This is a genomic window from Lysobacter sp. Root983 (assembly GCF_001429345.1).
Taxonomy (GTDB): Bacteria; Pseudomonadota; Gammaproteobacteria; order Xanthomonadales; family Xanthomonadaceae; genus Lysobacter.
Window position 1 is genome coordinate 499,752 of sequence record NZ_LMJO01000017.1, and the last position, 26,044, is coordinate 525,795.

Genomic DNA, 26,044 nt, shown 5'->3' on the forward strand with positions numbered 1-26,044 from the left:
CGACGCTCAGCCGTCGCGGCGGTGGTTCAGCACCTGATGCTGGAACAGGCACATCCGCACCACGCTGCGGTAGCGGCCGTCGCTGAAGAACTCGTCCACCAGCACACCCTCGCGCTGGAAACCCGCGCCCTCGTAGATCGCGATCGCGCGCAGGTTATCCACGTCTACCAGCAAGTACAGCTTGTACAGGTTCAGCACCCGGAACGCGTAGCTGATCGCCAGCCGGGTCGCCGCACGCGCATAGCCGCGGCGCTGCTGCTCGGGCGAAATCATGATCAGGAACTCGCCGCGCCGATGCAGGTGGTCGATCTCGACCAGCTCGACCAGGCCCACGCGTTCGCCGTGCGCGTCCTCGACGATGAAGCGGCGCTCGGACTGGTCGTGGATGTGCTTGCGGAACAGTTCCTCCAGCTCGACGAAGGACTCGTAGGGCTCCTCGAACCAGTAACCCATCACGCTGCGATTGTTGTTGAGCTGATGGACGAAGTGCAGGTCGCTGCGCTCCAGCGGACGCAGGGTCACCGAGGGCGCGGGGGCGGATTCGCTCGTGTTCATGCGCGCACCCTACTCCATCGCCGTGGACGCCGGATGACGCGCGCGCGGCGCCGATTCCGCGCCGTCACATGGCCTTAGCCCGGCCACGCCTAGCCTCGTTTCTGCTCTCCCGCGATAGGAACCAACCATGCCCCTGCTGCGACTGCGCGTGACCGGTAGCGAAGACGATGCCCGCGCCATCGGCAACCTCCTGGTGAGCCTGGACGGCATCGAACACGTCGAGGAAGTCGCCGACCTGATGCCGCGCATGGACGACTCCGATTCCAGCTCGGCCGGCCTGCCCGACGACCGCGGCCCTGGCACCCACGAGCTCGAAATCGACGCCCCCAACCGCGCCAGCGCGGAGAAAGTGCGCGAGGCGGTGGAGGCGCTGGCGTTCGATCTGGATGTGCTGGTCGAGTTCGAGAGCGAAGAGGAGCGCTGACCCAGCTGGCGCAGCTTTGCGATCCGTTCTTGGCGAGCGCTGTCGAGACATGAGCGGCGGGGTCGCGCGACTCACAAGCCAATCCCCCTCAATCCCCCTTTTCCAAAGGGGGAAGACAAACGGGGCTGTCGCTCGCGGTCAGTGCATCGCTTTGAGCGCCGCGGTCGCGCCCGGCAGCAGCACGCGCAGGCGCGCATCGTCGGAGATGTCGGCGCTGACGTAGATCGCCTGCAGGAACGCGAGCAGGTCGTGGCGGCGCGCCAGCCAGGCCGGGTCGCGGTAGGCCTGCTTGGCATCGCCCAGGCGCGCCGGCAAGGCGGTGAACCACGCCGTCCATTGCGCCTCGTCGCGAAAACCGCGCCGCGCCGCGTACAGCACCGGCGCCGCCAGCCGCTCGGACTCGCCAAAAACGTAGGCATGCCCGCTTTCGGGCACCGCCTGGGCCGCGACCGCATCGACGATCGCGGCCAACTGGGCCTCGTCCAGCGCCGGATTCAAGCTCAATTGCATCAGCCAGTCGGCGCCATGGGCGACGCCGTGGCGCCAGCCGTTGCGCGCGTCGTAACCGCGATAGTCGCGCACCGAGGTTTCGTAACGCACCGCGCGCGCGACCATCGTGGCGCGCTCCTGCGCGCTCATCCAGGCCGCGACGCGATCGGTGCGCGCGACCTCGGCCAACACCAGGGCCGCGAACGGATGCACATAGCCTTCGCCTTCCGGCCCGTCCAGGCGGAAGTACAGAAGGTCGCTCAATCGGCGCAGCGCCGGGGCCGGCAAGGCACCCTTGCGCATCCAGGCCGACAAGGCCTCATAGGCGATGCCGTCGCGCAAGGTCGGATCGGGATCGCCGAGACAGAACACCAGCCCCTGCGCCAACGCCTCGAGGCGGACCGGATCGGCGAGCGCGAATTCCTCGCGCTTCAAGGTCTCCAAGGCCGCGCGGTCCCAGCCCTGCGGGGGACAAGCGAAGGACGGCGACGCAGCGGCGTATCCCGGCGCGGCGAGCAGCAGCAGCCAGCACGCGACGGCGCGCACTCAGGCCGCCTTGCGGCCGCGTCGGCGCAACAGACGCAGCAACCACAGCGCGCCCAGCACCACCACGCCCAAGGGCAGCAGCACCGCGAAGGCGCGGATCATCCAGGCCACCACGCCGGTCACGATCGCGCCGAAATCGCCCAGGGCCTGGCCGATCTCACTGCGGTTGGCCTGCGATTGCGGCGCGTTGAAGCGCAGCGTGAGCAACTGGGTGTCGACCCGGCGCTGCTGCTGCGCGCCTTCCTGCTGCGCGCCCTGCAACTGCGCCTCGATCTGGGCGATCTGGGTCGAGAGCACCATCATGTCCTGGATCTTCAGATCGTGGCGGCCCTGGAACTCCAGCAGCCGCGCGTGTTCCTTGCGCAGGCGATCCTGCAGCAAGGTGTTGTCGCGCATCACCACGGCCAGATCCTCGGCATGGGTGTTGCGGCTGGCGATCTCGTCGCCCTTGCCGGCCAGCGCGATCAGCGGGTCCACGCCCGCAGGCACCACCCGCACCTGCAGGCTGGCGCTGGGGACGTCGCCGCCCTGCTGCTGCAGGCCCAGCACCGCGCAGGGACCGAACTTGCCGCCGTTGCAGGCGTCCTGGGCCGCGCGCAGGCGCTTGGGTATCTCGGCCGCCTCGATCTTGAGGTCGACCTCGTGCTCGTAGGCCAGCTTCACGCCCAGATCGGCGGCGCCACCCGCCGCGCGGCCGGGCGAAGCGGCGGTGCTTTCGGGCGAAGCGGCGGCCGCCTCTTCCTGCGGCGCATGTTTGCTGCAAGCGGCCGCGGCCGCCAAGGTCAAGGCCAACGCGGCCGTGGTCCAAACGCTGCGCATCGCGATTCTCCCCGAGCCCCCTGTGGGCTGGGCCGACTATGACATCGCCGCGATGGGCGCCACCAGCGGGGGTGGCGCCCGACGTTCAGCGCGCCGCAAGCCGGCCCTGTCGCGACGGTCGCTCGGCCCGATTACGCCGGAGGCCGGGGAATGTTGATGACCTGCGGGTCGCATTCGAACGACTGTCCGGTCTTCTCGTCCTCGACCGTCACGCCGAAGTAGATCGCCTGCGCGGTCTTGTTCTGGGCCTCTAGCTGCAGCGAGCGGTTCTGGATCCGCAGGGTCGCGTACTCCGGCGCCGCCCTGTTGTCGTTGCTGATGCGCACCGAGCGCATTTTGAAGCGCGCCGCCGTGCTGGGCACGAACACCACGTCGATGGTGCCGGCCTGGTCGATCTCGTAACTGGCGCGGTCGAAACCGCAGACGTAAGCCGCGTCCGGCGTATGCGGAAAGCCCTGGTTCTCGCCTACGTGGGTAACGGAAAGAAAGATGGTGAGGATGATGCCGCCAACCGGGTCTGCCATGACCTGCTCCTTGTCGGTACTGCCGTGGGGTTTCCTGTCCACGCGGACTGGAAACCGGTCCGTCGCGCGCACCCCGGCGGGTACGCGCGACGCCGGCCCATGCTAGCAACGAGGCATCGCAGCCGCTGCCGATCCGCGTCGCGAAGCACGGGCTCGCAAGCGCCGGTCCTGCATCGGCCGCCTCAGAACCGGTGCTTGAAGCCCACCGTCACGAACCGCCCCAGCCCGTCGTACTGGGTGATGTCGTAGGGCAGCGCGCCGCCGGCCGGATCGAACGGCGGATCGCGGTCGGTCAGGTTCTGCACCGACAGGTACAGCGTGCTGTCGCGCAGGCCTTGGTAAGCCAGGTACAGATCGAAGGTGTGGCTGTCGTCGACCTTGCCGCGCAGGCCTGGGTTGCTGCGCGCGTCCACCACCTGCTGGGCATAGCCGCCGATGTAGCGCCACGACAGCTGCGCGTTCCAGTCGCCGCGGTTCACGCCCAGCGAGGTGATGCCGCGCCACTTCGGCAGCGCGCCGAAGCGGTTGCCGCCCGCGCCCTCCAGCGCCGCCTGGCCGGCGACCTGCGGCTGTTCGTAGCTCAGCAATCGGGTCCAGCTGCCGTCCAGGGTCCAGTCGGTCGCGCCCGCGTGCCAGACCTGGCGGCCCTCGATATCGAAACCGGTGGTGGTCAACGTGCCCTGGTTGGCGTAGCGGTTCTCGATCAGCTGCAGGCGGCCCTGCGCATCGCGGGTGACGCGACCGGGATAGGCGGTCGGGTTCGACACGATCGCCTGCAGGCTGTCGGGTCCGATCAGATCGCGTTGGCGGATGCGATACAGGTCCACGCCCAGGCTGGTGTCGGCGCTGGGCGACCACAGCACGCCGAGATTGACGTTGCTGGAGCGCTCGGCGTCGAGGTCGGGATTGCCCGCGCGCAGGATGGTGACGCCGCGCGAACCGCCGGGCTGCACCGGATCGTAGGGATCGATCACGCTGCCGTAGCTGATGGTGGTGCTCTGCGCGATCTCCGGCAGCGACGGCGCGCGGAAGCCGCGCGAGGCGTTGAGGCGCAGCAGCCAGTCCTCGTTGGGCTGCCAGCGCAGGCCCAGCTTGGGCGAGAACGCGCTGCCGAAGTCGCTGTAGTGATCGCCGCGCCCGGCCAGCTGCACTTCGACGGTGTCGAAGGGCTTGAGGCTGAACTCCACGAACGCGGCCGAGACCCGGCGCTGGCCGTCGATCAGGTTGATCGCCGGACGCAGCTCGGTGCCCGACAGCACCTGCGGACTGGTGCGCGCGTCCTGGGCCTCGTCGCGGAACTCCACACCCGCGGCCACGCCCACGTCGCCGGCGCGCCACTGCCAGGGGAAGCCCGACACCTTGGCGTTGACCGTGGCCAGGCGATAGGTGCCGGGGCGACGCGTGGACAAGCGCAGGGTCTCCAGCGCGCCGGGCGTGCGGCCCGGATTCAAGAAGTCGTAACTGCCGTCGGCCAGCACGCGCTCGAACGCGTAGCGGTCGACGAAGTTGCGCACGTACTCGCGCTGGCGGCTCTCGGAATAGTTGGCCGCCAGCTCCCAATCCCAGACCTCGCCGCGTCCACGCAGGCCGACCAGGGTGCGCTGGAACTGCGATTGGTTGATCTTGTAGCGCGGGCCGAGGTCGAGGAAGGTGGTTTCGAACGGCGTCGGCACGCCGTAGGGATTGTTCGGATGCCCCACCGGCAGCACCACCGGGATATCGACCAGGCGCCCGGTGTTGCGATCGTAGGCGCGCAGGCCCGCGCCCACCGACAAGGGCGCGCCGAAGTAGGTGCCGTTGTGGCTGGTGCTGTAGAGCAGCTCGGCGAAACCCTGCACCGAATCGTTGAACCAATAGTCGCCGGCCAGCGAGGCCTGATAGCGCTCCGCGTCGGGCAGCAGGGTGCGATAGGGCTGGGTGTTGAACGCGCAGGCTTCGCCGGGCAGCGGGCTGCCGAAGTCGGCGTAGGGCCGCGCCACGGTGCCAGGCTGGCAATTCGGGAAACGCTGCGGCGCGCGCGGGTTGCTCAAGTAAGCGCCGCCCTGGGTGGACCAGCCGGCGAGCCGGCCGCCCGGCTGATCGCGGTAGTCGCCATCGCGGGTCAGATCGCGTTCGTCGGCATCCAGGCGGCCGCGGTCCAGCACGTCCAGACTGAAGCGTAGGCTGTAGCCGTCCTTGTCGGGATCGCCGACGCCGGCGCGCAGGCCCAGACTGCGCTGGTCGATGCCGCCCTCGGTGGCCGCGCCGTAGGCCGCGTCCAGCTCCACGCCTTCGATCTTGCGGCGCAGGATGATGTTGACCACGCCGGCGATCGCATCCGAACCGTACAGCGCCGAGGCGCCGTCCTTGAGCACTTCGATGCGCTCGACCGCGCCCAGCGGCAGGGCGTTGAGATCGACGAAATTGTCCTGGGTGTTCTGGGCGAAACCATAGGCCGCAACGCGATAGCCGTTGACCAGCACCAGGGTGTTCTTCTGGCTCAGGCCGCGCAGCGACACGCCCGCCGAACCGTTGGCGAAGCTGCCGGTGTACTGCTCGTTGAAGCTGTTGCCGCTGTTGGCGGTGAGGCTGCGCAACAGGTCCGACACGGTGACCTTGCCGCTGCGCTCGATCTGGGCGCGGTCCAGCACCAGCACTGGATTGACGCCGGCTTCGTCGCTGCGGCGCAGGTTGGTGCCGGTGACCTGGACCGCGTCCAGGGTGACGCCGGCGTCGGCGGCGGCTTCGTCGGCCTGCGCCAGCGGCGCGGCCAGGGCCAGCGCCAAGGCCAGAATCAAAGGTCGGCGGCGCGGGGAAGGCGAAACGGAAAACGACATGCAAGCACTCCAATAGACGGACAAGGAAAGGCAAGAGAGACGAAAGGTCCGTCCGTAGCGGCACGCCGCAGCGCACCCGCGCCACCACGCGTGCGGCGCGACCTGGGAGAGGGAGAGATAGCCGCGAGTCGAATGCGCTCGCGTGCCGCTCCGGACGGTGAGCGGTGGCAGGCTCAGCCCGTGACGGGCATCGCCTGCGATCTACACCGGGCGACGCGGTCGCGCGGCGGAGCGATGAGGAGGCGGCGCGCAGGCAGCGCGCGGAGATCGAAGTGCGGGGTCATGCGGAACTCGTGCGGGGACGGCGGCGTTACGGAAGGCAGGTGTCGCGCTCAGCGACGACACGACTCCGTACAGCGCAGGGCGCCCGCCGGCAGGCGGCGGAAACGCGGGTTCACAGGTCCGATGACGATCACGGTTCGCAGGTCTTGCTCGATGCCGCGAGCGGCGGCGGTGGAGAATTTGTTGCATCGCGGCATGCGAGCGTCAAGCCGGGTTTCGACGCCGGCCGCGGCTCGCGACACGTCATGCCGGGATTTCCAAACGAAGCCTGAACGTGCGGCGCGCGCGAGCCGGTCGGCTATGCTGCACGCGAGGCCACGGCCCGATCAGCGAACCACGATGTCCGACGACAAGCCCATCGACCACTACGACAAACCCGCCGGCGGCTGGGATGCCCTGCGCAGTTCCTGGCAGGCGCTGCGCGACCAGCAGGTCGTGATCAAAGGCGCCGGCACTCTGCTCAAAGCCAATCAGCCCAAGGGTTTCGATTGCCCGGGCTGCGCCTGGCCGGACCGCAACGCGCATTCGACCTTCGAGTTCTGCGAGAACGGGGTTAAAGCGGTCGCCAACGAGGCCACGTCCAAGCGGGTGACGCGCGAGTTCTTCGCCGCCCACAGCGTCGCCGAGCTGGCAGACATGGACGACCGCGCGCTCGAGGCGCAGGGCCGGCTGACCGAGCCGATGTCCTATGACCCCATAAGCGATCGTTATGTGCCGATCGCCTGGGAACAGGCGTTCGCACGCATCGCCGGGGCCCTGCAAGGCCTGGACAGCGCGAACGAAGCGATCTTCTACACCTCCGGACGCACCTCCAACGAGGCCGCGTTCCTGTACCAGTTGTTCGTGCGCGAGTACGGCACCAACAACCTGCCCGACTGCTCCAACATGTGCCACGAGCCCTCGGGCGTGGCCCTGACCGAACAGTTGGGCAGCGGCAAGGGCTCGGTCACCCTGGACGACTTCGAACGCGCCGAGGCGATCTTCGTGTTCGGCCAGAACCCCGGCACCAACCACCCGCGCATGCTCGGCGAGCTGCGCAGCGCGGCCAAGCGCGGCTGCCGCATCGTCGCCTTCAATCCGCTGCGCGAGCGCGGCCTGGAACGCTTCGCCGACCCGCAGTCGCCCACCGAAATGCTCAGCGGCGGCAGCACCCGCATCGCCAGCGAGTACTACCAGCCGCGCATCGGCGGCGACCTCGCCGTCGCCACCGCGCTGGCCAAGCAGGTGGTCGAGGCCGGCGCGGTCGACCAGGCCTTCGTCCACACCTATACCCGCGGCTACGACGCCTTCGCCGACGCCCTGCGCGCGACCCCGTGGCCGGCGCTGGAACGCGAATCGGGCCTGAGCCGCGAACAGCTGGAGCAGGCCGGGCGCATCTACATCGACAGCCGCGCGACCATCCTGTGCTGGGGCATGGGCATCACCCAGCACCGGCGCAGCGTGGCCACCATCCAGATGCTGGCCAACCTGCTGCTGCTGCGCGGCAACATCGGCAAGCCCGGCGCCGGCCCCTGCCCGGTGCGCGGCCACTCCAATGTGCAGGGCGACCGCACGATGGGCATCTACGAACAGCCCTCGGCGCGCTTCCTGGACAAACTCGGCGCGGCGTTCGGCTTCGCGCCGCCGCGCGAACACGGCTACGACACCCTGGCCGCGATCGAGGCCATGCGCGACGGCCGCGGCAAAGTGTTCTTCGCCATGGGCGGCAATTTCGCCGCCGCCACGCCCGACACCGGCCTGGTCTACGAAGCGCTGCGCAACTGCGCGCTGACCGTGCACGTGAGCACCAAGCTCAATCGCTCGCATCTGGTCCACGGCCGCGAGGCCTTGATCCTGCCCTGCCTGGGCCGCACCGAGATCGACCTGCAAGCCACCGGCCCGCAGGCGGTCACGGTCGAGGATTCGATGAGCATGGTGCACCTGTCCTCTGGCATGAACCCGCCGGCCTCGCCGCAGCTGCTGTCCGAGCCCGCGATCGTCGCCCGCCTGGCCGCCGCCACCCTGCCCGACAGCGCGACGCCCTGGCTGGCCCTGGTCGAGGACTACGACCGCATCCGCGAGCGCATCGCCCAGGTCGTCGACGGCTTCGAGGATTTCAACCGCCGCGTGCGCACGCCCGGCGGCTTCCATCTGCGCCATCCGGGCCGCGAACGCGAATTCCCGACCGCGACCGGCAAGGCGCAGTTCTTCGTGCATGCGCTGGCCGACGCCGACGCCGACGCGAGCGCGCCGGCCCTGTTGCAGCTGATGACGGTGCGCTCGCACGATCAGTACAACACCACCGTCTACGGCCTGGACGACCGCTACCGCGGCGTGCACGGCCTGCGCCGCGTCTGCTTCATCGGCCGCGAGGACCTGGAAGCGCTGGGGTATGCCGACGGCGATCTGATCGACATCACCTCGGTCTGGGACGACGGCCGCGGCGGCATCGAGGAGCGCCGGGTCGAAGGTTTCCGCCTGGTCGAATACGACATTCCGCGCGGCTGCCTGGCCGCCTACTTCCCCGAGACCAATCCGCTGGTGCCGCTGGGCAGCCATGCCGAACGCGCGCGCACGCCGGCGTCGAAATCGATCCCGGTGCGACTGAGCCGCAGCGCCGTCGCCGTCGCGCGATGAGCGAGGACCCCGCCCTGGACTTGCTGCGCCTGTTGGCCGAGGAGGACCGCCAATCCATCCATCGCGTCGCCAAGCGCCTGGGCCTGGGACTGAGCGAGCTGCAGCGCCTGCTGGCCGCGCTGGGCGACGACCCGCGCTACGACGGACTCGACCTGATCGTGCAGCAGCGCGAGGGCGAGCGCGTGCTGCTGGCGCTCACCGACAAGGGCCGCCGCCTGTGCGGCCAGGCATGAACGACGCCCTGCATTCGGTGCGCACCCTGCGCTTGCACGGCGACGCGCGCGGCGAACATGAGGACGCGGTCGTGGTCGAAGCGCCGGTCGCGCTGCTCTACAACGGCCTCGCATTCGCGGTGATGATGGCCACGCCGGAATCGCTGGAGGACTTCGCGCTCGGCTTCGCGCTCAGCGAAGGCATCGTCGCCGCGCCGCAGGAGTACCGCCTGGTCGACGTGGTGCGCAGCGAGGCCGGCGTCGCCCTGCACGGCGCGATCCCGCAATCGCGCTACGACGCCATCGCCGACCGCCGCCGCAACCTGGAGGGCCGCAGCGGCTGCGGCCTGTGCGGGGTCGAATCGCTGCGCGAAGCGGTGCGTCCGGTCGCGCGCGTGGACAACCCCCTGCTCGTCGGTCGCGCCGAGATCCGCGCCGCCCTCGACGCGCTGGCCGCACAGCAACCCTTGAACGCGCGCAGCGGCGGCGTCCACGCCGCCGGCTTCGCCCACCCCGGCGGCCTGCTGGTGCGCGAGGACGTCGGCCGCCACAACGCCCTCGACAAGCTGATCGGCGCGATGGCGCGCTCGGCGCCCGCGCTGGACCCGCGCACGGGCTTCCTGGTCATGACCTCGCGCGCGTCCTACGAACTGCTGCACAAGGCCGCCACCGCCGGCATCGGCCTGGTCGTGGCGATCTCGGCCCCCACCGACCTGGCCATCCGCACCGCCGAGGACTCCGGCATCACCCTGGCCGCGTTCGCGCGCGGGGATTCGTTGAACGTCTACACGCAGCCCGGACGCATCGTCAGCGACTGAGGAGCGGGCACGAGCTCAGCGCAGATGCTTGTCGAGGAACCCCAACACGCGCTCGTAGTACTGACGCTTGGATTTCTCGCCGTAGAAGCCATGGGTTTCCTGGGAGGGGAAGTAGCCCTCGTAGGGCTTCCCTGCCTCCTCGAGCGCGCGCTTCATCATCCGCAGATGCTCGGGCGACACGCGCTCATCGCGCATGCCCTGCACCAACATCAGATCGGCCTTGATCTTGGCGGCATGTGCGGTCGGCGACTGACGGCGCAATTCGGCCATGTCGTCGCCCAGGGTCCGATCCAAGTAGGCACGGCCCCAGCGCGAACGCTGCACGTCGCCCCAACGATGCATGGTGGGTAGATCGTAGGGGCCGGCGAAACCGATCGCGCAGCGGTAAAGGTCGGGCTCGCGCGCGGCCGCCATCAGCGCCGCATAGCCGCCGTAGCTGGCGCCCCAGAGACAGATGCGCTCGGCGTCGACGCCGGCGTCCGCGATGGCCCAGCGGGTGGCGTCGTTGAGATCATCGATCATCTTCGCGCCCCATTGGCGATGGCCCGACTCGACGAAATCGCGCCCCCGTCCGCCCGAACCGCGGAAATTCACTCGCAACACCGCGTAGCCGCGCGTCGCCAGCATCTGTACCTCGTCGTCGTAGCCCCAGTCGTCCTGGATATCGAAGGGGCCACCGTGCGGCATCACCACTAACGGCAGCGGCGCTGCGGGCGACTTGGTGGGGGCGGTCAACCAACCGCGCAAGACCACACCGTCGCGGTTCTTGAGCTCGATCGCGCGCGTGGGCGCCATCTGCGCCGCCGTCAGCCAGGGCCGGCGCTTGGCGAGCAACTTCAGGTCGCCGCTGGCGGTGTCCAGCAAGTAATAGCGATCGGGTTCGCGCGGGCTGCTGACGGTGACCACCGCCGACCGGCCGTCGCGGGTGGCGCTGGTCACACGTGCGAATTCGCCCGGAAACGCGGTTTCCATGTCGGCGGTGAGCGCCGCATGCGGATGCGAGGCGTCGAAGAAGCGGGTCTTGGGTCGCAGGCCGCCGTAGACCGCGCCGATCGGCTCGTGACCATCGAACGACCAGACCAAGCGCTGCGGGTCGCTGTCGGGGTCGCTGGCGACGACGCTGCGTTCGCCGCTGGCCAGATCGATGCGTTCGATCACATCCGGCCCTTGTTTCCGCTCGCTCCACAGGTAGCCGTAGCGGCCGTCGTAGCTGGTGCCCACCGGCAGGACTTCGACGCCGCTGACGGTCTCGTCGTTGATCTGGGTCCAGTCTTCGCCGCGCAGCAGGTAGACCTGCTGGCGGTCGTCGGTTTCCCAGGCCCAGCTGAAGCGCACCGTCCCCTTGCGGTCGGCAAGGAAGTCGGCGTTCGGGATCGGTGCGTCGACGATCTCCTCGCGCTTGCCGGCGCCGTCCTTGCTGACCCGGACCACGCGGGTCCAGCATTCCTTGATCGTGACCTTGCGGCAATCCGAAATCAGCATGCGCTCGGGATCGTCGACCAACGCGTCGATCACGTTGCCGGCGAAGGCGCGCCCCTTGCTGTTGTCCACGTCCAGCGAGCGCAGCACGCCCAGGCTGTAGGGCTGATCGCGCGTGCCCCAGCGCACCGAGGTGGAGGCGAACAAACGCGTATCCGACACCCAGGTTTCGCTGTCGACGAAACCGTCCTTGCCCGGATCCAGCTGAGCGGCGATCTGCATATCGCTGCGACGCACCACCACCAGCACGGTGCGGTCGTCCAGAGGCACGCGCGCGGCCAGGTAATCTCCGCGTGGCGACAGGGTCAGCGACTCGTACTGCGGCCGGCGCAGGAACTCGCCCAGGCGATCGGTAGTGGAGGCCGGCACGGCGGGCGCGGCCCCGGCCACGCCCGCGGCCAGCGGCAGCGCGCAGGACGCGGCCAAGAGTAGTAGGCGCATCGATGTCCCCGTCGCCGCAGGTAGCGCGGCCGTCGTCGCGCACGATAACGCAGCCGCATCGGCAAAGCCCGGGGGCGACCAACGGCCTATGCGGAGCGCCCCAGGCGCGCGATATCCTGCGCGGATCGCGGCGTCCGCCGCCCCCTCGAGACCCCGTATGCGCCTGTTGCGTAAGTCGCCGCTAGCCCTGGCCCTGCTGGCCGTAACCCTGGCCGCCTGCCAGCCGAAGACGGCCGACGCGCCGCAGGCGCCCGCGGCCGCCGCCAGCGCCGCGGCGACCACCTCCGACGCCGCCGTCGACGCCCGCTTCGCCGAACTGTCCAAGCAGTGGCTGGACGGCTGGCTGGAGCTGAACCCGGTGTCCGCGACCCAGATCGGCGAGCACCGCTACGACAGCGAGGTCGACGACCTCAGCGAGGCCGGCCGCAAGGCACAGGTCGATTTCGCCAAGAAGCTGCTGGGCGAGTTGGACACGGTGGATCTGAGCAAGCTCTCGCGCGAGAACCAGATCGACGCGGCGATCCTGCGCAACCAGCTGCGCTCGGACGTGTGGGGCATCGAAACCCTGCAGGGCTGGGCCTGGGACCCGCAGGTCTATAGCGGTCTGGCCGGCGGCGCGATCTACAACCTGATGGCGCGCGAGTTCGCGCCGATGCCGCAGCGTCTGAAGTCGGCGACGGTGCGCATGGAGAAGATCCCGCAGATCTTCGCCCAGGCGCGCGCCAACCTCGACCCGACGCGGGTGCCGAAGATCCACGCCGAGACCGTCGCCAAGCAGAACGCCGGCGTGCTCAGTCTGGTCGATACCTTCATCGTGCCCAATGCGGGCCAGCTGCAGGGCGCGGACCGCAAGCGCCTGGACGCGGCCGTCGCCGGCCTGCGCAAGGCCGTGGCCGAGCAGCAGAAGTGGCTCGACGAAACCCTGGTGCCGAACGCCAAGGGCAACTTCCGCATCGGCCAGACCCTGTACGACGAAAAGCTGCAGTACTCGCTGAACTCGTCGCTGTCGCGCGCCGAAATCAAGCAACGCGCCGAGGCCGAGCTGGTGCGCGTGCGCGGCGACATGTACGCGATCGCGCAGCAGGTGCTCAAGGACAAGCCGGGCGCGCCCGCGCTGCCGGACAAGCCCAGTGCGCCGGAGCAGCAGAAGGCGATCGAAGCCGCGCTGGAGCTGGCCTATGCCGAGAAGCCCGCGCGCGACAAGGTGGTCGATTTCGCCAAGCAGACCCTGGCCGACGCCACCGCGTTCACCCGCGCCAAGGACCTGGTCACGGTGCCCAACGATCCGGTCAAGATCATCCTGATGCCGGAGTTCCAGCGCGGCGTGGCGGTGGCGTACTGCGATTCGCCGGGCCCGCTGGATCGCGGCCTGGACACCTACTATGCGATCTCGCCGATTCCGGACGACTGGAGCGACAAGCAGGTCGATTCGTTCCTGCGCGAATACAACAACCGCATGATCCACCTGCTGTCGATCCACGAGGCGATGCCGGGCCACTACCTGGAAGGCGCGCACTCGGCCAAGTCGCCGTCGACGTTGCGCGCGGTGCTGCGCTCGGGCCTGTTCGCCGAGGGCTGGGCGGTCTACACCGAGGACATGATGGCCGACGCCGGCTATCTGGATAACGACCCGCTGTTCCGTCTGGTCCAGCTCAAGTTCTACCTGCGCACCATCGCCAACGCCATCCTCGACCAGGGCGTCCAGGTCGACAACTGGACCAAGGAACAGGCGATGGAGCTGATGACCCAGCAGGCCTTCCAGCAGGCCAGCGAGGCCGAAGGCAAGTGGGTGCGCGCGCAGCTGACCTCGGCGCAGCTGCCGACCTATTTCGTCGGCGCGCAGGAGCACTTCGACATGCGCAAGGCGGTGGAGACCAAGCTGGGCGCGCAGTTCAACGCCAAGGCCTACCACGATCAGGTGCTGTCCTACGGCGCGCCGCCGGTGCGGTTCGTGCGGCAGATGATGTTGAACGAACCGATCAAGTGACGCGACGGGCCGTGCGCAATGCGCACGGCTTTGCCATCGCGTCATCCCCGCGAAAGCGCGGATCCGGCGACTTTAGTACGAGGCCAGCAGCGCATCGCTAGCGACACCGAAGACCGGCGCATTCATGCGCCGGTCTTTTTTTGCCCGTTCGATCGACGGCAGGGTCGGTCGGCGATTCCCAAAGCGCGACGGTGGCGGGGCGCTGACCGTCCCCGGCCCCGCCGATCGCGGCTCAATGATCGCGCCCGTTCCACGGCACGATCTTCAGCGTCGTCAGGTCGACGCCGTCCAGGCAGCGCACATTGATGCAGCCCATCGCCGAACCGTCCGGCCCCTTGCCTTCGCTGAAGGGCGAGATCCCGCAGTTCGGGCAGAAGTGGTGCGCGATCACACCGGTGTTGAAGCGGTAGGTGCCCAGTTCGGCTTCGTCGGTGGTCAGGCGCAGCGCCGCACGCGGCACGAACCAGAGCAGACCGCCGCGACGGCGGCACATCGAGCAATTGCAGTCCAAGGCCTGATCGATATCGCCGTCGACTTCGTAAGCGACCTTGCCGCAATGGCAACTGCCGGTGTGGGTGGTCATCCTGATGCTCCCTGTGCCTGTCGCGCCACCGTCGGCGCGACGTGAGCTTAACGTTTCGGCGCTATGCTCGCCTGCGTTCCGCACCTATCACTCTCGGACGGCGAAACACCGATGAGCCCCACGCGCAGCAAGAAGCCCGCCCCCGCCGGCGATCTGTTCTCCGCGCCTCCCGCCGACGACGGCAGCGGCGGCGACACGCGTCATGTCCCGCCGGTGGACGGCATCCGCGTCGGCATCGGCGGCTGGACCTACGCGCCCTGGCGCGACAACTTCTATCCCAAGGGCTTGGTGCAGCGGCGCGAGCTGGAATACGCGAGCCGCGAGTTGAGCAGCATCGAGATCAACGGCACCTTCTACAGCGCGCAGAAACCGGCCACTTACGCCAAGTGGGCGGCGGAAACGCCGGACGTCTTCGCGTTCTCGCTCAAGGCCCCCGGGCGGATCACCCAGTCCGGCGCACTGGCGCGCAACATCAAGGCCGCGCAGGCCTTCATCGACGGCGGCCTGGCCGAGTTCGGCCAGCGCCTGGGCCCGATCCTGTGGCAGCTGGCGCCCAGCCGCAGTTTCGACGCCGACGACGTCGCCGCCTTCCTCGACGGCCTGCCGCGCGAGCTCGACGGCCGGGCCCTGCGCCACGTGCTGGAAGTGCGCCACGACAGCTTCCGCGATCCCGCCTACCTGCGCCTCGCGCGCGAGCGTCGGGTCGCCACCGTCTACACCGACTCCAGCGACTACCCCTCGCTGGCCGACATCACCGGCGACTTCGTGTACGCGCGGCTGATGCGTTCGCGCGCCGAAGTCGCGACCGGCTATCCCGAATCCGAGCTCGACGATTGGGCGCGACGCGCGCGCGCATGGGCCGAAGGCGGCGATCCGGCCGACCTGGCGCATGTCGGCGCCGTCGGCGAGGCCGGCGCGCGCCCGCGCGAGGTCTATCTGTATTTCATCAGCGCCGCCAAGGCACGCAATCCGGCCGCGGCGATGGCCCTGTTGCAGCGTCTCGGCGCGCGCTGAGTCCCGCGACGGCGGTGCCGTCGCGGGCACATGGCTAACGGCACTGTCCGCAGCCCGCACCACGGGCGAGGCTGCGGTCTGTCCACGTCTTCCCCGCAACGCGAGTACGCGCCATGGCCAGCCGTCGGGATTTCCTCGCCACCGCCACCCTCACTGCCACCGGATTGGCGCTGGCGCCTCTGGCTGCGTGCAGCCAGGACACGCCGCGCCCCCTGGACAACGGCCCGAACAAACCGGCCGGCGCGCTCACCGCCGAGCAACCGTTCCGCGGCCCACTGCTGAAACGCGCCATTCCCTCCAGCGGCGAGCGACTGCCCGTGATCGGCATGGGCACCTCGGGCAGCTTCGAGGTCGGCGCCGGCGCGGACGCGCGCGAGCCCCTGCGCGAGGTGCTCAAGCGATTCATCGATGCCGGCGCGACCGTGATCGACACCGCGCCGACCTATTCCAGCGCCGAGGACGTGCTCGGCGACCTGCTGGCCGAAACGCGGGCGCGGCCCAAGCTGTTCCTGGCCACCAAGCTGTCCGGCGTGAGCGGCCGCGACGAAGGCCTGGCCCAGTTCGGCGAATCCTTGCGCCGCCTGAAGACCGACAAGATCGACCTGCTGCAGGTGCATAACCTGCGCGATACCCGCACTCAGCTCGCGCTGGCGCGCGAGCTCAAGCAGCAAGGCAAGGTGCGTTACGTCGGCCTGACCCACTACCGCGACGATGCCCACGCGCAACTCGCCCAGGACATGCGCTCGCTCAAGCCCGAGTTCGTGCAGATCAACTATTCGCCGGTCGCGCGCGCCGCCGAACGCACGATCTTCCCGCTCGCGCGCGAGCTGGGCATCGCGGTGATCGTCAACCGCGCCTTCGAGGACGGCCGCTTGTTCGCGCAGGTACGCGACAAGCCGCTGCCGGAGTGGGCGGCGGAGGTCGGCGCCGGTTCCTGGGCGCAACTGTTCCTGAAGTTCGTACTCAGCGAACCTGCGGTGACGGTGGTGATTCCGGCCACCTCCAAACCCAAGAACCAGACCGACAATCTTCAGGCCGGCGTCGGCGCCATGCTGGACGCCAAGCAGCGTGCGGCCCTGATCGCGGCGATCGGTTGAAGCGTGCATGAGCGCGGCCGCGCCGACGCGTCAGCTGGCCCGCCTGTTCGGTATCGACCAACGCGAGGCCGAGCCTGCGGCGGCCGGCGCGCTGTTGTTCTTCCTGCTGTTCGCCGGCTATTTCATGCTGCGCCCGGTGCGCGAGACCATGGGCATCGCCGGCGGCGTGGACAACCTGCAGTGGCTGTTCACCGGCACCTTCGTCGCCACGCTGGCGGTGATGCCGCTGTTCGGCTGGGTGGCCGGACGCGTGCAGCGCCGCCACGTACTGCCCTGGACCTTCGGCTTCTTCGCCCTGAACCTGGCCGGGTTCGCGCTGGGCTTCCACTGGGCGCCGGACAATCTGTGGTTCGCGCGCAGCTTCTACATCTGGCTGTCGGTGTTCAATCTGATCGCGATCTCGGTGGCCTGGAGCGTGTTGGCCGATCTGTTCCCGACCGCGCAGGCCAAGCGCGTGTTCGCGCTGATGGCATCCGGCGCGAGCTTCGGCGGCCTGCTCGGCCCCTTGCTGGGCGTGGTCCTGGTCGGCCGCATCGGCCATGCCGGATTGTTGTGGCTGTCGGCGGCGCTGCTGGTCGCAGCTATCTATGTCGCACGGCGCTTGCAGCGCTGGCGCGACGCCCACCCCCTGCATGCCGAAGCCAGCGCCGCGGCGCGCGCGCGTCCGCTCGGCGGCAGCCCCTTCGCCGGCTTCACCGACGTACTGCGCTCGCCCTACCTGCTCGGCATCGCCGCCTTTGTGTTGTTGCTGGCCAGCGTCAGCACCTTTCTCTATTTCGAGCAGGCGCGGCTGGTCGAACTCACCTATCCCGACCGCACCGACCAGACCCGCGTATTCGGCACCATCGACGTGCTGGTGCAGAGCCTGGCGATCCTGTCGCAGTTGTTCCTGACCGGTCGCCTGGCGCAGCGGCTGGGGATAGGCGTGCTGCTGGTGGCGGTGCCGGTGGTGACGGTGTTCGGCTTCCTGTGGCTGGCGCTGGCACCGACCTTCGCGGTGCTGGCGGTGGTGATGGTGGTGCGCCGCGCCGGCGAATACGCCTTCGTGCGGCCGGGCCGCGAGATGCTGTTCACCTCGGTGCCGACCCAGGCCAAGTACAAGGCCAAGAACTTCATCGACTCGGTGGTCTATCGCGGCGCCGATGCGGTCAGCGGCTGGGCCAAGGCCCTGGTCGACGCGGTCGCCCAGCAACCGGCCCTGGCTGCCCTGATCGGCGCGGCGATCGCGCTGGCCTGGGCCTGCACCGGCTTCGGGCTAGCCCGCGCGCAAGCGCGCCAGACCGCCACCGAGGCACTCCTGCCCCAGGACGCCTCGGCTACGCGCTGAGCGCACTCATTGCGCCGCTTCCAGCGCGTCCAAGTCGGCGCCCACGATCAACTCCAGATTGCGGCTGACCTGGTCCGCGTCCCAATCCCACCAGGCGATGCGCAGCAAGCGTTCGATCTGCGCCGGCTCGTAGCGCATGCGCAGCACCCGCGCCGGATTGCCGCCGACGATGGCGTAAGGCGGCACGTCCGCGCTCACCACCGAGCGCGCGGCGATGATGGCGCCGTCGCCGACGCGCACGCCGGGCATCAGCATGGCTTGGTAGCCGATCCAGACGTCGTTGCCGACCACCGTATCGCCCTTGTACGGCAGCTCCTCGGGCAGCGGCGTGCTGCGCTCCCAGCCGTTGCCGAAGATATTGAAGGGATAGGTCGAGAACCCCGACATGCGATGGTTGGCGCCGTTCATCACGAAGGTCGCGCCGCGCGCGATCGCGCAGTAGCGGCCGATGATCAGGCGGTCGCCGATGAAGGGGAACAGGTACAGCACGTTGCGGGCGAACCCTTCCGAATCCTCGGGATCGTCGTAGTAGCTGTACTCGCCGACCTGGATCTGCGGGTTGTCGACGGTATTGCGGATGTAGCAGATCTGCGGAAAACCCCGCATCGGATGCGGGTCGTTGGGATCGGGGCCGTGCATGCGGGCTCCTGCGTGCGTGACGAGGCGGAAGTATGCCAGCCACCTGTCGACACCGGATTCACCGCATTTCGTTCATACCGTAGACGTCGTAGCGTTCGATACGGCCCACGCGCGCGATCGCTTCCTGCACGCGCCTGCGCGCGATGAGTTCGGCCTTACCTGCGCACCAGGTGCGATCGCCCGGCAGAGGTTCGGCTTGGCGGTAGGCCTGCAGCCACTCCAGAATGTCGCCGCGCTCTTCCGGCGAGGCCAGCAGTTCCAGCAGCGCCAACTCGGCCTCGTCCAGGCGCGCGGCAATAAGCAGCGCATCCAGATAGGTCTCCTGCGAATCCTTGCGATGCTCGCGCAGATAGTTAAGCGCGCGCTGTACGCCATCGGCATCATGCTTTTGCAGCGCTCCGCGCAGTTGCACCGAGACCTGGACCATCCTCCCGTAACCGCTGATGTCGTCGCCCGCGCGCGCCGCCGCGGCCAAGGCTTCATCGGAGCGGCCCAGGGAGGCGTAGAAGTCGCCCAGGTTCAAGGTCTGGCTGACGTTGGCGCCGCCGTCTTCGGTGTGAAGCGAGGCGCGGCGCAATTCCAGCAGCGCCTCGTCTAGATGGCCGAGACGGCGCAGGGCGATGGCGCGGTTGTTCATCAGCCAGACTTCGTCACCCAGATTCTTATACGGCGCCTGGCCGGCCGGCGCTTCGGCGATGCTCGCCAACACTTGACTGGAATGGGTCAGCGCCGCCTCGGTCCGGCCCGCGGTCAGCAGGGCGTAGCTAAGCTGCCTGCTCAGTTCCAGCGAATCGGGCTGTACCTCGGATAGCGAGCGGTAGAGCTCCACTTCCTGCGCGGCCGCGTTTTCGACGTCGAACGCCCCGGCATCGCGATCCACGATCGCGTCGAAGCGCTTGTCGGCGCGCAGCTTGACCAGTTCGATCGGCGTGGACACGCGCCGGATCGCCGCAGTTGCGGCATCGGCCTGCCCACGGTCGATGCGCATCACCGCCAGCTCGTACCAGGCCAGACTTGCACCCTGCCCTTTGCGGCGCCAGTTGGCGTCGTACAAGGCCTGCAACAAATCCAGGCGCACCTGCGAACGCGGCTCCAGCCGGAAGATCAGCGGGAAGATATGCTGGTCGTCGAGGTTGTCCAGTAAGTCCGGCCAATGCTCGATCAAATGGATCAGCGATTCGGCCGCCGCCGTGTTGTCGCCCTGCATGCGCTCCAGGATCGACAGGCGAAACCAATCGTCGGCGTCGCCAGGATCGGTGGCGACGGCGCGCCGGTGCAGTTCCAGCGAATGCTGGTACTGCTCCATGCGCCAAGCGTTCAGGCCGGCGATCGACAAGGTGCGGCGTTGCTCTTCGGCGGACAGGCGGGCGAACCGCCTATCGCCGATGGCCGCGCTCAAGGCACGGTCGGCTTCCTTGCGGTATGCGCATTCGGCCAGGGTCAAGGCGGCAATACGGCGCTTCTCGTAAGTCCGGAAGAAGAACGGCTTGCGTGCTTTCTCCGCGATGACGGCCTGTGCGCCAAGATGCTCGCATTCGCTTTGCGCGAACGCCGTCGGACCGAAGCACAAGATCAGAGTCAGTGCGACACCAGTCCTGCGAAGTGTGCCGCGCATGTCGTTCCCCTACCGGCGCGCTGCGCCGACGGCTCTCCAAGATACGGGCAGGTTAGCCGAAGTAGTACCGCCGTTGGCGGACCGCGCAGGACGTATACACGCGTCGGCACGGCGCCGGCGCGCTCAGCGATACATCGGCTGGCGCTCGATACGCCCCACTTTCGACACCGCTTCCTGCACATCTTTGCGTGCCCCCGATCTCCAGACCCTGCCCGCACCAGGCGCGCTCGGAAGGCTGCGACGCAGGCACCTCGAAGTCCTGCAGCATTACCAGCATGTCGATGCGGTCCGTGAGCGACCGCAACTGCTCGATCAGGACCTGCGCGATGCAACCGCACACTGGCCTGGACCATCTTCCCCGAGCCGCTCATATTCGATCCGGCGCGCACGGCCGTGGCCAGGGCCATGCTTGCGCGCTGCCTTCCAACGCCGACGCGCGGTGGGCGATCCACCGCGCGCCGTCAGGCTCAATACGCGATGCTGAAACGACGTCGGCTATGCGCCGGCTGCTCCAGTTCGTCGATCAAGGCCAGCGCGTAGTCCTCGACCGAAATCGCGGAATTGCCGGCCTCGTCGACCAACAACTGCTCGCCGCCCAGGCGGAAGCGGCCGGTGCGCTCGCCGGGCGAGATCAGGGCCGCCGGGCTGAGGAAGGTCCAGTCCAGGGTGGGCTCGGCGCGCAGCGATTCGAGCACGTCGCGGCCGCCCAAGGCGGCGCCCTTCCACTGCGCGGGAAAGTCCGGGGTATCGACCAGCTGCACGCCGGGCGCGACCTCCAGGCTGCCGGCGCCGCCGACCACCAGCAGACGCGGCACGCCGGCCTGCTTGGTCGCGGCGACGATGGCCGCCGAGCCGCGGTTGAAGTAGCCGCGTACGTCGTCCTGGGCATGGCCGCTGAAGGCGCTGATCACGGCCTCGTGGCCGGCCAGTTGCTGGGCCAGGCGGTCCTGGTCGAGCACGTCGGTGGCGAACACGCTCAGGCCAGCTTGCGCGCTCAGCTTTTCCGGGTGGCCGACCAGGGCGGTGACCCGGTGGCCGCGCGACAGGGCTTCGTTACGCAGCGCCGAGCCGATGAAGCCGCTGGCGCCGATCAGGGCGATGTGCATGGGAATGCTCCGTTGGGGTTAGGTGGCGCTAGTATTCCCACTGCAAGATCGCCCGATAAGACGCGTATATGGACTAGAACTATGAAGCTGGACTTCACGATAGACCGCCTCAAGCGCATGGCCCTGTACGCCCGCGTGGTCGAGCTGGGCTCGATGAGCGCAGCCGCGCGCGAACTGGACATGACCCCGTCGGCGGTGAGCCAGCAGTTGCGGCGGCTGGAAGAAGAGATCGGCGTGGTCCTGCTGCACCGCTCCACCCGCAAGCTCACCACCACCGAGGCCGGGCAGGCCTACTACGAGGATTGCGCGGGCATGCTGCACGCCGCGCGCGCGGCCGAGCGCCGGCTCGGCGATCTGCGCGACGAACCGCGCGGCGAGTTGCGGGTGGCGGTGCCGGCGGGTTTCGCCAGCCATCTCGCCGGCGCGTTGGCGCCCTTGTTGCGCGCGCATCCGGCGTTGTCGCTGCGCCTGTTCGCCGAGGATCGCCAGATCGATCTGATCGGCGAGCGCATCGATCTGGCGGTGCGCGTGGGCCGCCTGGTCGATTCCAACCTGGTCGCACGCCGCCTGGCCGAGTGGAACTATCTGCTCGCGACCACGCCCGCCTACGCACAGGCGCACGGGCTGCCGCGCACGCCGGAGGAGCTGGGCCAGCACCCGATGCTGATCCTGAGCGTGATCAACCAGCCCGAATACGTGGAACTGCACCGCCCCGGCGAGCCGATGCGGCGCGTGCGCGTGGGCGGACGCATCGTCGGCAACAGCGCCGAGGCCCTGAAACAGATGATGCTGCAAGGCCTGGGCATCATGCGCCTGCCCGGCCCCGACGCGGCGCCGCTGTTGGCCGACGGCCGCGCGCTGCGGGTGCTGCCCGAATGGTCGATGGCGCCGCTGGGCGTGTACGCGGTCACCGCCCAGCGCGATTCGCAACCGGCCAAGGTGCGGCTGGCGATCGCCGCCTTGCAGGCCTATCTGGCCGAGTGACTAGTCCAACCGCGCCAGCGCGCGCACCGGGAAGGTACCGGCGCCGCGCACCTTGGGCGGCACCGCGCTGAAACGGAAGCCCTCGTCCGGCAGCGCGGCCAGATTGCGCAGGTGCTCGACGATCAGGATGTCGGCGCCCAGCAAGGTGCTGTGCACCGGTCGCGCGCGGCCGCGGGTGTCGTCGATGTTCATCGAATCGATGCCGACCAGCTTGACCCCGCACTCGCGCAGATACACCGCCGCGTCCTCGGTCAGGAACGGATGCCCGACCGCGTAGGCGGGATCGGCCCAATGCGCGTCCCAACCGGTGTGCACGAGTACGGCGCGTCCGCGCAATTCCTTGTCGCGGAACCAGGACGCGTCGATCGCGTTGACCTGGCGGTGGTCGGCGCGCACCACGATGCCCTCCAGATCCGCGCAGGCCTCGGGCTTGAGCTCGGACAGATCGTGGCCGTGCGCATAACGGTGCGAAGGGCAGTCGATGTAGGTGCCGGTGTTGGCGACCATCTCGATGCGCGCGATCTGGAACTCGGTGCCTTCCTCGTAAATCGCGCGCGACGCTTCGCGGCTGAGGTAATCGCACACGCGCGCGGCGGGCATGCCCGGATACGTGACCAGGCCGTCCTCGATGGTGTGGCTGAGGTCAACGTAGATGCGCCGCCCCGGATCGGCCGCATCGGTCTTGCGCTTGTGCGCCTCGACGATGATCGCCTTGTTGAGGATGCGCGCCTGGCCGACCATCAGCAGGCGCAGGTCCTGCACGATGTAGTCGACCAGGGCGGCGTCGGCGATGTCGTCGCCATCGATGTCGAGGCGGAAATCCTGGCCCTGGATGCCGCCGCCGTTGGTGAACTCGATTTCGAAATCGAAGCGGACGCGGTGCTGCACGGGATCGCGGTAGCTGTCGTTCATGTCTCAGGCTCCCTCAGCGCGCGCTGCGCTGGCTGATCGCGACGCTGCCCAGAATCATCGCGCCGGCGATGCCCATGGTCAGGGTCAGCGGCTCGTCCAGCAGCATCCAGGCCCAGGCCACGCCGAACACCGGAATCAGGTACGTCACGGTGGACGCGCGGTTGGCGCCGATGCGCGCGATCAAGCGGTAGTACATGACGAAGGCTGCGCCGGTGCAGAGCACGCCCAACATCGCCGCCGAGAACCAGGACTTCATCGGGATGTCGTGCGTGGGCCAGCTGCTGAGCGCGAACGGCAGGGTCAGCAGCGCCGCGGAACCGAGCGTGGCCGAAGCGACCGCTGCCGGCGGCAGGCCGCTGAGATGGCGACGCACCAGGTTGATGCCGATGCCGTACAGGAAGGCCGCACCCGCACCGGCCGCCACCGCCCAGCTGATGCTGGCGCCCGCGGTCTTGCCGCTGGCCAGCACCACCACGCCGGCGAAGCCGACCAGCAAGGCCACGCTGCGGCGCGCACCGATCTTCTCGCCGAAGAACAAAAACCCGACCAGCGCGGTGAACAGCACCGTCATCGCATTGGCGATCGCGCCGATGCCGGCCGGCGCGCGCTGCGCGGCCCAGGCGAACAGCATGAAGGGCACCGCCGAATTGATCGCGCCGATCAAGGCGATCTTCGGCCAGATCCTGGCCGGGAACTGCGCGCGCGAGCGCCACAGAAACGGCAGCAGCACCAGCGAACCCAGGGCCAGTCGCACTTCGACCAGCGGCATCGCGCCGAAGTCTTGGACAGCGATGCGCATGAACAGGAACGAGGCGCCCCAGATCGCGCCCAGCACGCCCAGTTCCAGCGGGGTCAGCCAGGCCCGCGTCGCGGGGGTCGGCAAGGAGACGGCGGTGTCGATGGAAGGCATGACGGGGCTCGCGTGGGGGCGGAGGGAGGTGCGCGTGGTTCGAATGCCGAAACTGATCGATGCAGGCCGGGTAAGGCCGGTACGGGGATGCCTGCGGAGCCGCCAGGCGGTCCCGCCGCACCGTGCCACCGCGGCCGGCCCGGGCAACAGCCAAATTGCTGGCTGAGACCATTGTCCTCACCCGTATCGCCATCACAAGCGCATACTTTGGAGGTCAGGCACAAACAGGATTTGAGGCTACCCATGGCCCTGCGTTCCGACTTGCTGCCGGCGCTGGCGGCGTTCGAAGCCGCCGCCCGTCACCAGAATTTCGCCCATGCCGCCGAAGAGCTGCACCTGACCGCCAGCGCGGTCAGCCACCATGTGCGCAAGCTCGAAGCGCGGCTGGAAGTCAGCCTGTTCCAACGCCACGCGCGCGGCGTGTCGCTGACCGCCGAAGGCCGCCAGCTCGCCGACGCCGCGGGTTCGGCCATGGCCGACATGGAAGGCGTGCTGCGCAGCCTGCGGGTCGCGCGTGCCGAGCACGACAAAGTGCGCATCACCACCCTGCACTCGCTGGCCTACACCTGGCTGCTGCCGCGCCTGCCCTCGTTCGTCGCCGCGCATCCGCAGCTGCGCTTGAGCGTGGACACCGAGATCGCGCTGACCCGGTTCGACGAAGGCGGCCCCGACCTGGGCATCCGCCACGGCCCCGGCCACTGGCCGGGCCTGACCGCGCATCACCTGATGGACGACTACCTATTCCCGGTCGCCTCGCCCCGGCTGCCCGGCGTGTCCGAACTCGACGAGGCCGCGCATGTCGCGCGCCTGCCGCTGATCTCCGACCACGCACGCCAGGGCTGGCACGACTGGTTCCGCGGCGCGGAAGTGCACGGCGTCAAGTTGGACGAACGCTACAGCTTCAGCGACACCACCGACGCGCTGGCCGCCGCGGTCCACGGCCTGGGCGCCGCGCTGGCGCGCCAGCAAGTGGCGGTGCCGTACCTGGCCTCGGGCCAGTTGGTGCGCCTGCCGGGCCCCGCGATCAAGGCGCGCTGGGGTTATTACGCGGTCTACCCCGCGCACCGCCGCCTGCGCGCGTCAGCGCGCTTGTTTCTGGAGTGGCTGCTGGCGGTGGAGAAGGACTGAGGCCGCGTCGCCGCATCCCGCCGCCTTCTGTGGGAGCGGCGTGAGCCGCGATTGAAACCACACCCGCCATCGAAGGTTTCGTCGCAGCCATGCAGGCGCGGTCGCGGCTTACGCCGCTCCTACCCCAAAGCAACGCCCCAAGCTCGCGAGATCGCCACGCCCAACTCCCTGTAGGAGCGGCGTGAGCCGCGACCCGGAACCCACTCGCCGTCGCTGGTCTCGTCGCAGCCGCGAATATGCGGTCGCGGCTTACGCCGCTCCTACCCCAAGGCAGGCACGAACGATCCTCGACGCTACCTAGCCGGACGCTTCGCGCGCGACTTCTTCTTCGTCGGCGCATTCGCCTTGCGCAAGGCGGCGGCGTAGGCCAGGTCCAGCCACGGCCGCAGCTCCTCGGCCGAATCCAGCGCCGACTCCGGCACCGACCAATAGCTCAGCGCGACGAGTTCCTTCTGCTTGTGATAAACGAACGGCGCGCAGCCCGCGGCTTCGAACTGCGCGCGGCTGACATCGTCGACCTTGACGTACAGCGCGTCGTCGTCGACCAAGGCGAAGATCACGCCGTCGCGGTACAAGCCATGCCCGCCGAACATGCGCCGCGACGTGACCGTGCCGAAGCCGGCCATCAAGTCGCGCAGATAATCGAGATAGTCGTTGCTCATGCCTGCTGCGCTCCTTCCGACGCGAACGCCGGAAGGATACGCCGGCCGGCGCCGCCGAA

Annotated in this window: 23 protein-coding genes; 10 read left to right on the top strand and 13 right to left on the bottom strand. The window is 68.9% G+C overall.

Going from position 1 to position 26,044, the window contains the following annotated elements:
* Window positions 1-6: 6 nt before the first annotated feature.
* On the bottom strand, window positions 7-555 hold the full coding sequence (gene speG, locus ASE43_RS18190) for a spermidine N1-acetyltransferase (protein WP_056172715.1): 549 nt from the start codon (window positions 553-555) through the stop codon (window positions 7-9).
* 127 nt (window positions 556-682) lie between these two features.
* Between speG and ASE43_RS18195 the strand changes: the two genes are divergently transcribed.
* On the top strand, window positions 683-979 hold the full coding sequence (locus ASE43_RS18195) for a hypothetical protein (RefSeq protein ID WP_056172712.1): 297 nt from the start codon (window positions 683-685) through the stop codon (window positions 977-979).
* Window positions 980-1,117: 138 nt separating this feature from the next.
* Here ASE43_RS18195 and ASE43_RS18200 read toward each other — a convergent pair whose 3' ends face one another.
* The 4 genes from ASE43_RS18200 to ASE43_RS18215 form a co-directional block, all read right to left on the bottom strand.
* Window positions 1,118-2,014, bottom strand: a complete 897-nt coding sequence (locus tag ASE43_RS18200; protein WP_082607360.1) for a DUF2785 domain-containing protein — start codon at window positions 2,012-2,014, stop codon at window positions 1,118-1,120.
* Entirely contained in the window at window positions 2,015-2,833 is an 819-nt protein-coding gene (locus ASE43_RS18205; protein ID WP_057161435.1) for a DUF4349 domain-containing protein, read from the bottom strand.
* 131 nt (window positions 2,834-2,964) lie between these two features.
* Window positions 2,965-3,357, bottom strand: a complete 393-nt coding sequence (locus ASE43_RS18210) for a hypothetical protein (RefSeq protein WP_056172706.1) — start codon at window positions 3,355-3,357, stop codon at window positions 2,965-2,967.
* A 182-nt stretch (window positions 3,358-3,539) separates the two neighbouring features.
* The gene (locus ASE43_RS18215; RefSeq protein ID WP_057161436.1) at window positions 3,540-6,173 is read right to left on the bottom strand and encodes a TonB-dependent receptor; all 2,634 of its coding nucleotides are present in this window, start codon (window positions 6,171-6,173) and stop codon (window positions 3,540-3,542) included.
* A 621-nt stretch (window positions 6,174-6,794) separates the two neighbouring features.
* On the opposite strand from ASE43_RS18215, the gene ASE43_RS18220 reads away from it, so the two are divergent.
* Genes ASE43_RS18220 through fdhD form a run of 3 tightly spaced genes read left to right on the top strand, consistent with a single transcriptional unit; the run spans window position 6,795 to window position 10,101 of the window.
* Window positions 6,795-9,071 carry an FdhF/YdeP family oxidoreductase gene (locus tag ASE43_RS18220; RefSeq protein WP_056172697.1) on the top strand — a complete coding sequence of 759 codons (2,277 nt, stop codon included), beginning with the start codon at window positions 6,795-6,797 and terminating at the stop codon, window positions 9,069-9,071.
* Window positions 9,068-9,304 (top strand): helix-turn-helix domain-containing protein, encoded by a 237-nt coding sequence (locus tag ASE43_RS18225; protein WP_056172693.1) that lies wholly within the window; start codon window positions 9,068-9,070, stop codon window positions 9,302-9,304. The genes ASE43_RS18220 and ASE43_RS18225 overlap by 4 nt, the downstream gene beginning before the upstream one ends.
* Window positions 9,301-10,101 (top strand): formate dehydrogenase accessory sulfurtransferase FdhD, encoded by an 801-nt coding sequence (fdhD, locus tag ASE43_RS18230; protein WP_057161437.1) that lies wholly within the window; start codon window positions 9,301-9,303, stop codon window positions 10,099-10,101. Before ASE43_RS18225 ends, fdhD begins: the two co-directional genes overlap by 4 nt.
* Window positions 10,102-10,116: 15 nt before the next feature.
* Here the strand turns inward: fdhD and ASE43_RS18235 are convergent, their stop codons facing one another.
* Entirely contained in the window at window positions 10,117-12,021 is a 1,905-nt protein-coding gene (locus ASE43_RS18235; RefSeq protein ID WP_057161438.1) for a S9 family peptidase, read from the bottom strand.
* Between the two features lie 166 nt (window positions 12,022-12,187).
* Here ASE43_RS18235 and ASE43_RS18240 point away from each other — a divergent pair, with 166 nt between their 5' ends.
* Window positions 12,188-14,008, top strand: coding sequence for a DUF885 domain-containing protein (locus ASE43_RS18240; protein ID WP_057161529.1), 1,821 nt, complete (start codon window positions 12,188-12,190; stop codon window positions 14,006-14,008).
* Between the two features lie 232 nt (window positions 14,009-14,240).
* Here the strand turns inward: ASE43_RS18240 and ASE43_RS18245 are convergent, their stop codons facing one another.
* Complete coding sequence (locus ASE43_RS18245; protein WP_057161439.1) at window positions 14,241-14,591, bottom strand: GFA family protein; 351 nt, start codon at window positions 14,589-14,591, stop codon at window positions 14,241-14,243.
* A 111-nt stretch (window positions 14,592-14,702) separates the two neighbouring features.
* On the opposite strand from ASE43_RS18245, the gene ASE43_RS18250 reads away from it, so the two are divergent.
* The 3 genes from ASE43_RS18250 to ASE43_RS18260 all read left to right on the top strand — a co-directional run bounded on the left by ASE43_RS18250 (window position 14,703) and on the right by ASE43_RS18260 (window position 18,029).
* On the top strand, window positions 14,703-15,605 hold the full coding sequence (locus ASE43_RS18250) for a DUF72 domain-containing protein (protein ID WP_082607361.1): 903 nt from the start codon (window positions 14,703-14,705) through the stop codon (window positions 15,603-15,605).
* 113 nt (window positions 15,606-15,718) lie between these two features.
* Complete coding sequence (locus tag ASE43_RS18255; RefSeq protein WP_057161440.1) at window positions 15,719-16,702, top strand: aldo/keto reductase; 984 nt, start codon at window positions 15,719-15,721, stop codon at window positions 16,700-16,702.
* 7 nt (window positions 16,703-16,709) lie between these two features.
* A complete protein-coding gene (locus ASE43_RS18260; protein WP_082607362.1) occupies window positions 16,710-18,029 on the top strand; it encodes an MFS transporter in 1,320 nt (439 codons plus the stop codon).
* Window positions 18,030-18,035: 6 nt separating this feature from the next.
* Here the strand turns inward: ASE43_RS18260 and ASE43_RS18265 are convergent, their stop codons facing one another.
* The 3 genes from ASE43_RS18265 to ASE43_RS18280 form a co-directional block, all read right to left on the bottom strand.
* Window positions 18,036-18,668: a Vat family streptogramin A O-acetyltransferase gene (locus tag ASE43_RS18265; protein ID WP_057161441.1), complete on the bottom strand. Its 633-nt coding sequence runs from the start codon at window positions 18,666-18,668 to the stop codon at window positions 18,036-18,038.
* Between the two features lie 58 nt (window positions 18,669-18,726).
* The gene (locus ASE43_RS18270) at window positions 18,727-20,283 is read right to left on the bottom strand and encodes a hypothetical protein (protein WP_157500055.1); all 1,557 of its coding nucleotides are present in this window, start codon (window positions 20,281-20,283) and stop codon (window positions 18,727-18,729) included.
* Window positions 20,284-20,750: 467 nt separating this feature from the next.
* A complete protein-coding gene (locus ASE43_RS18280; RefSeq protein WP_057161444.1) occupies window positions 20,751-21,389 on the bottom strand; it encodes an NAD(P)-dependent oxidoreductase in 639 nt (212 codons plus the stop codon).
* 81 nt (window positions 21,390-21,470) lie between these two features.
* Between ASE43_RS18280 and ASE43_RS18285 the strand changes: the two genes are divergently transcribed.
* The gene (locus ASE43_RS18285; protein ID WP_200956283.1) at window positions 21,471-22,373 is read left to right on the top strand and encodes a LysR family transcriptional regulator; all 903 of its coding nucleotides are present in this window, start codon (window positions 21,471-21,473) and stop codon (window positions 22,371-22,373) included.
* Here ASE43_RS18285 and ASE43_RS18290 read toward each other — a convergent pair whose 3' ends face one another.
* Entirely contained in the window at window positions 22,374-23,285 is a 912-nt protein-coding gene (locus tag ASE43_RS18290) for a cyclase family protein (RefSeq protein ID WP_056172670.1), read from the bottom strand.
* A gap of 13 nt (window positions 23,286-23,298) precedes the next feature.
* On the bottom strand, window positions 23,299-24,195 hold the full coding sequence (locus ASE43_RS18295; RefSeq protein WP_057161445.1) for a DMT family transporter: 897 nt from the start codon (window positions 24,193-24,195) through the stop codon (window positions 23,299-23,301).
* Window positions 24,196-24,438: 243 nt separating this feature from the next.
* On the opposite strand from ASE43_RS18295, the gene ASE43_RS18300 reads away from it, so the two are divergent.
* Window positions 24,439-25,323 carry a LysR substrate-binding domain-containing protein gene (locus ASE43_RS18300; RefSeq protein WP_057161446.1) on the top strand — a complete coding sequence of 295 codons (885 nt, stop codon included), beginning with the start codon at window positions 24,439-24,441 and terminating at the stop codon, window positions 25,321-25,323.
* 293 nt (window positions 25,324-25,616) lie between these two features.
* Here the strand turns inward: ASE43_RS18300 and ASE43_RS18305 are convergent, their stop codons facing one another.
* A complete protein-coding gene (locus tag ASE43_RS18305) occupies window positions 25,617-25,985 on the bottom strand; it encodes a TfoX/Sxy family protein (RefSeq protein ID WP_057161447.1) in 369 nt (122 codons plus the stop codon).
* Window positions 25,986-26,044 lie beyond the last annotated feature (59 nt).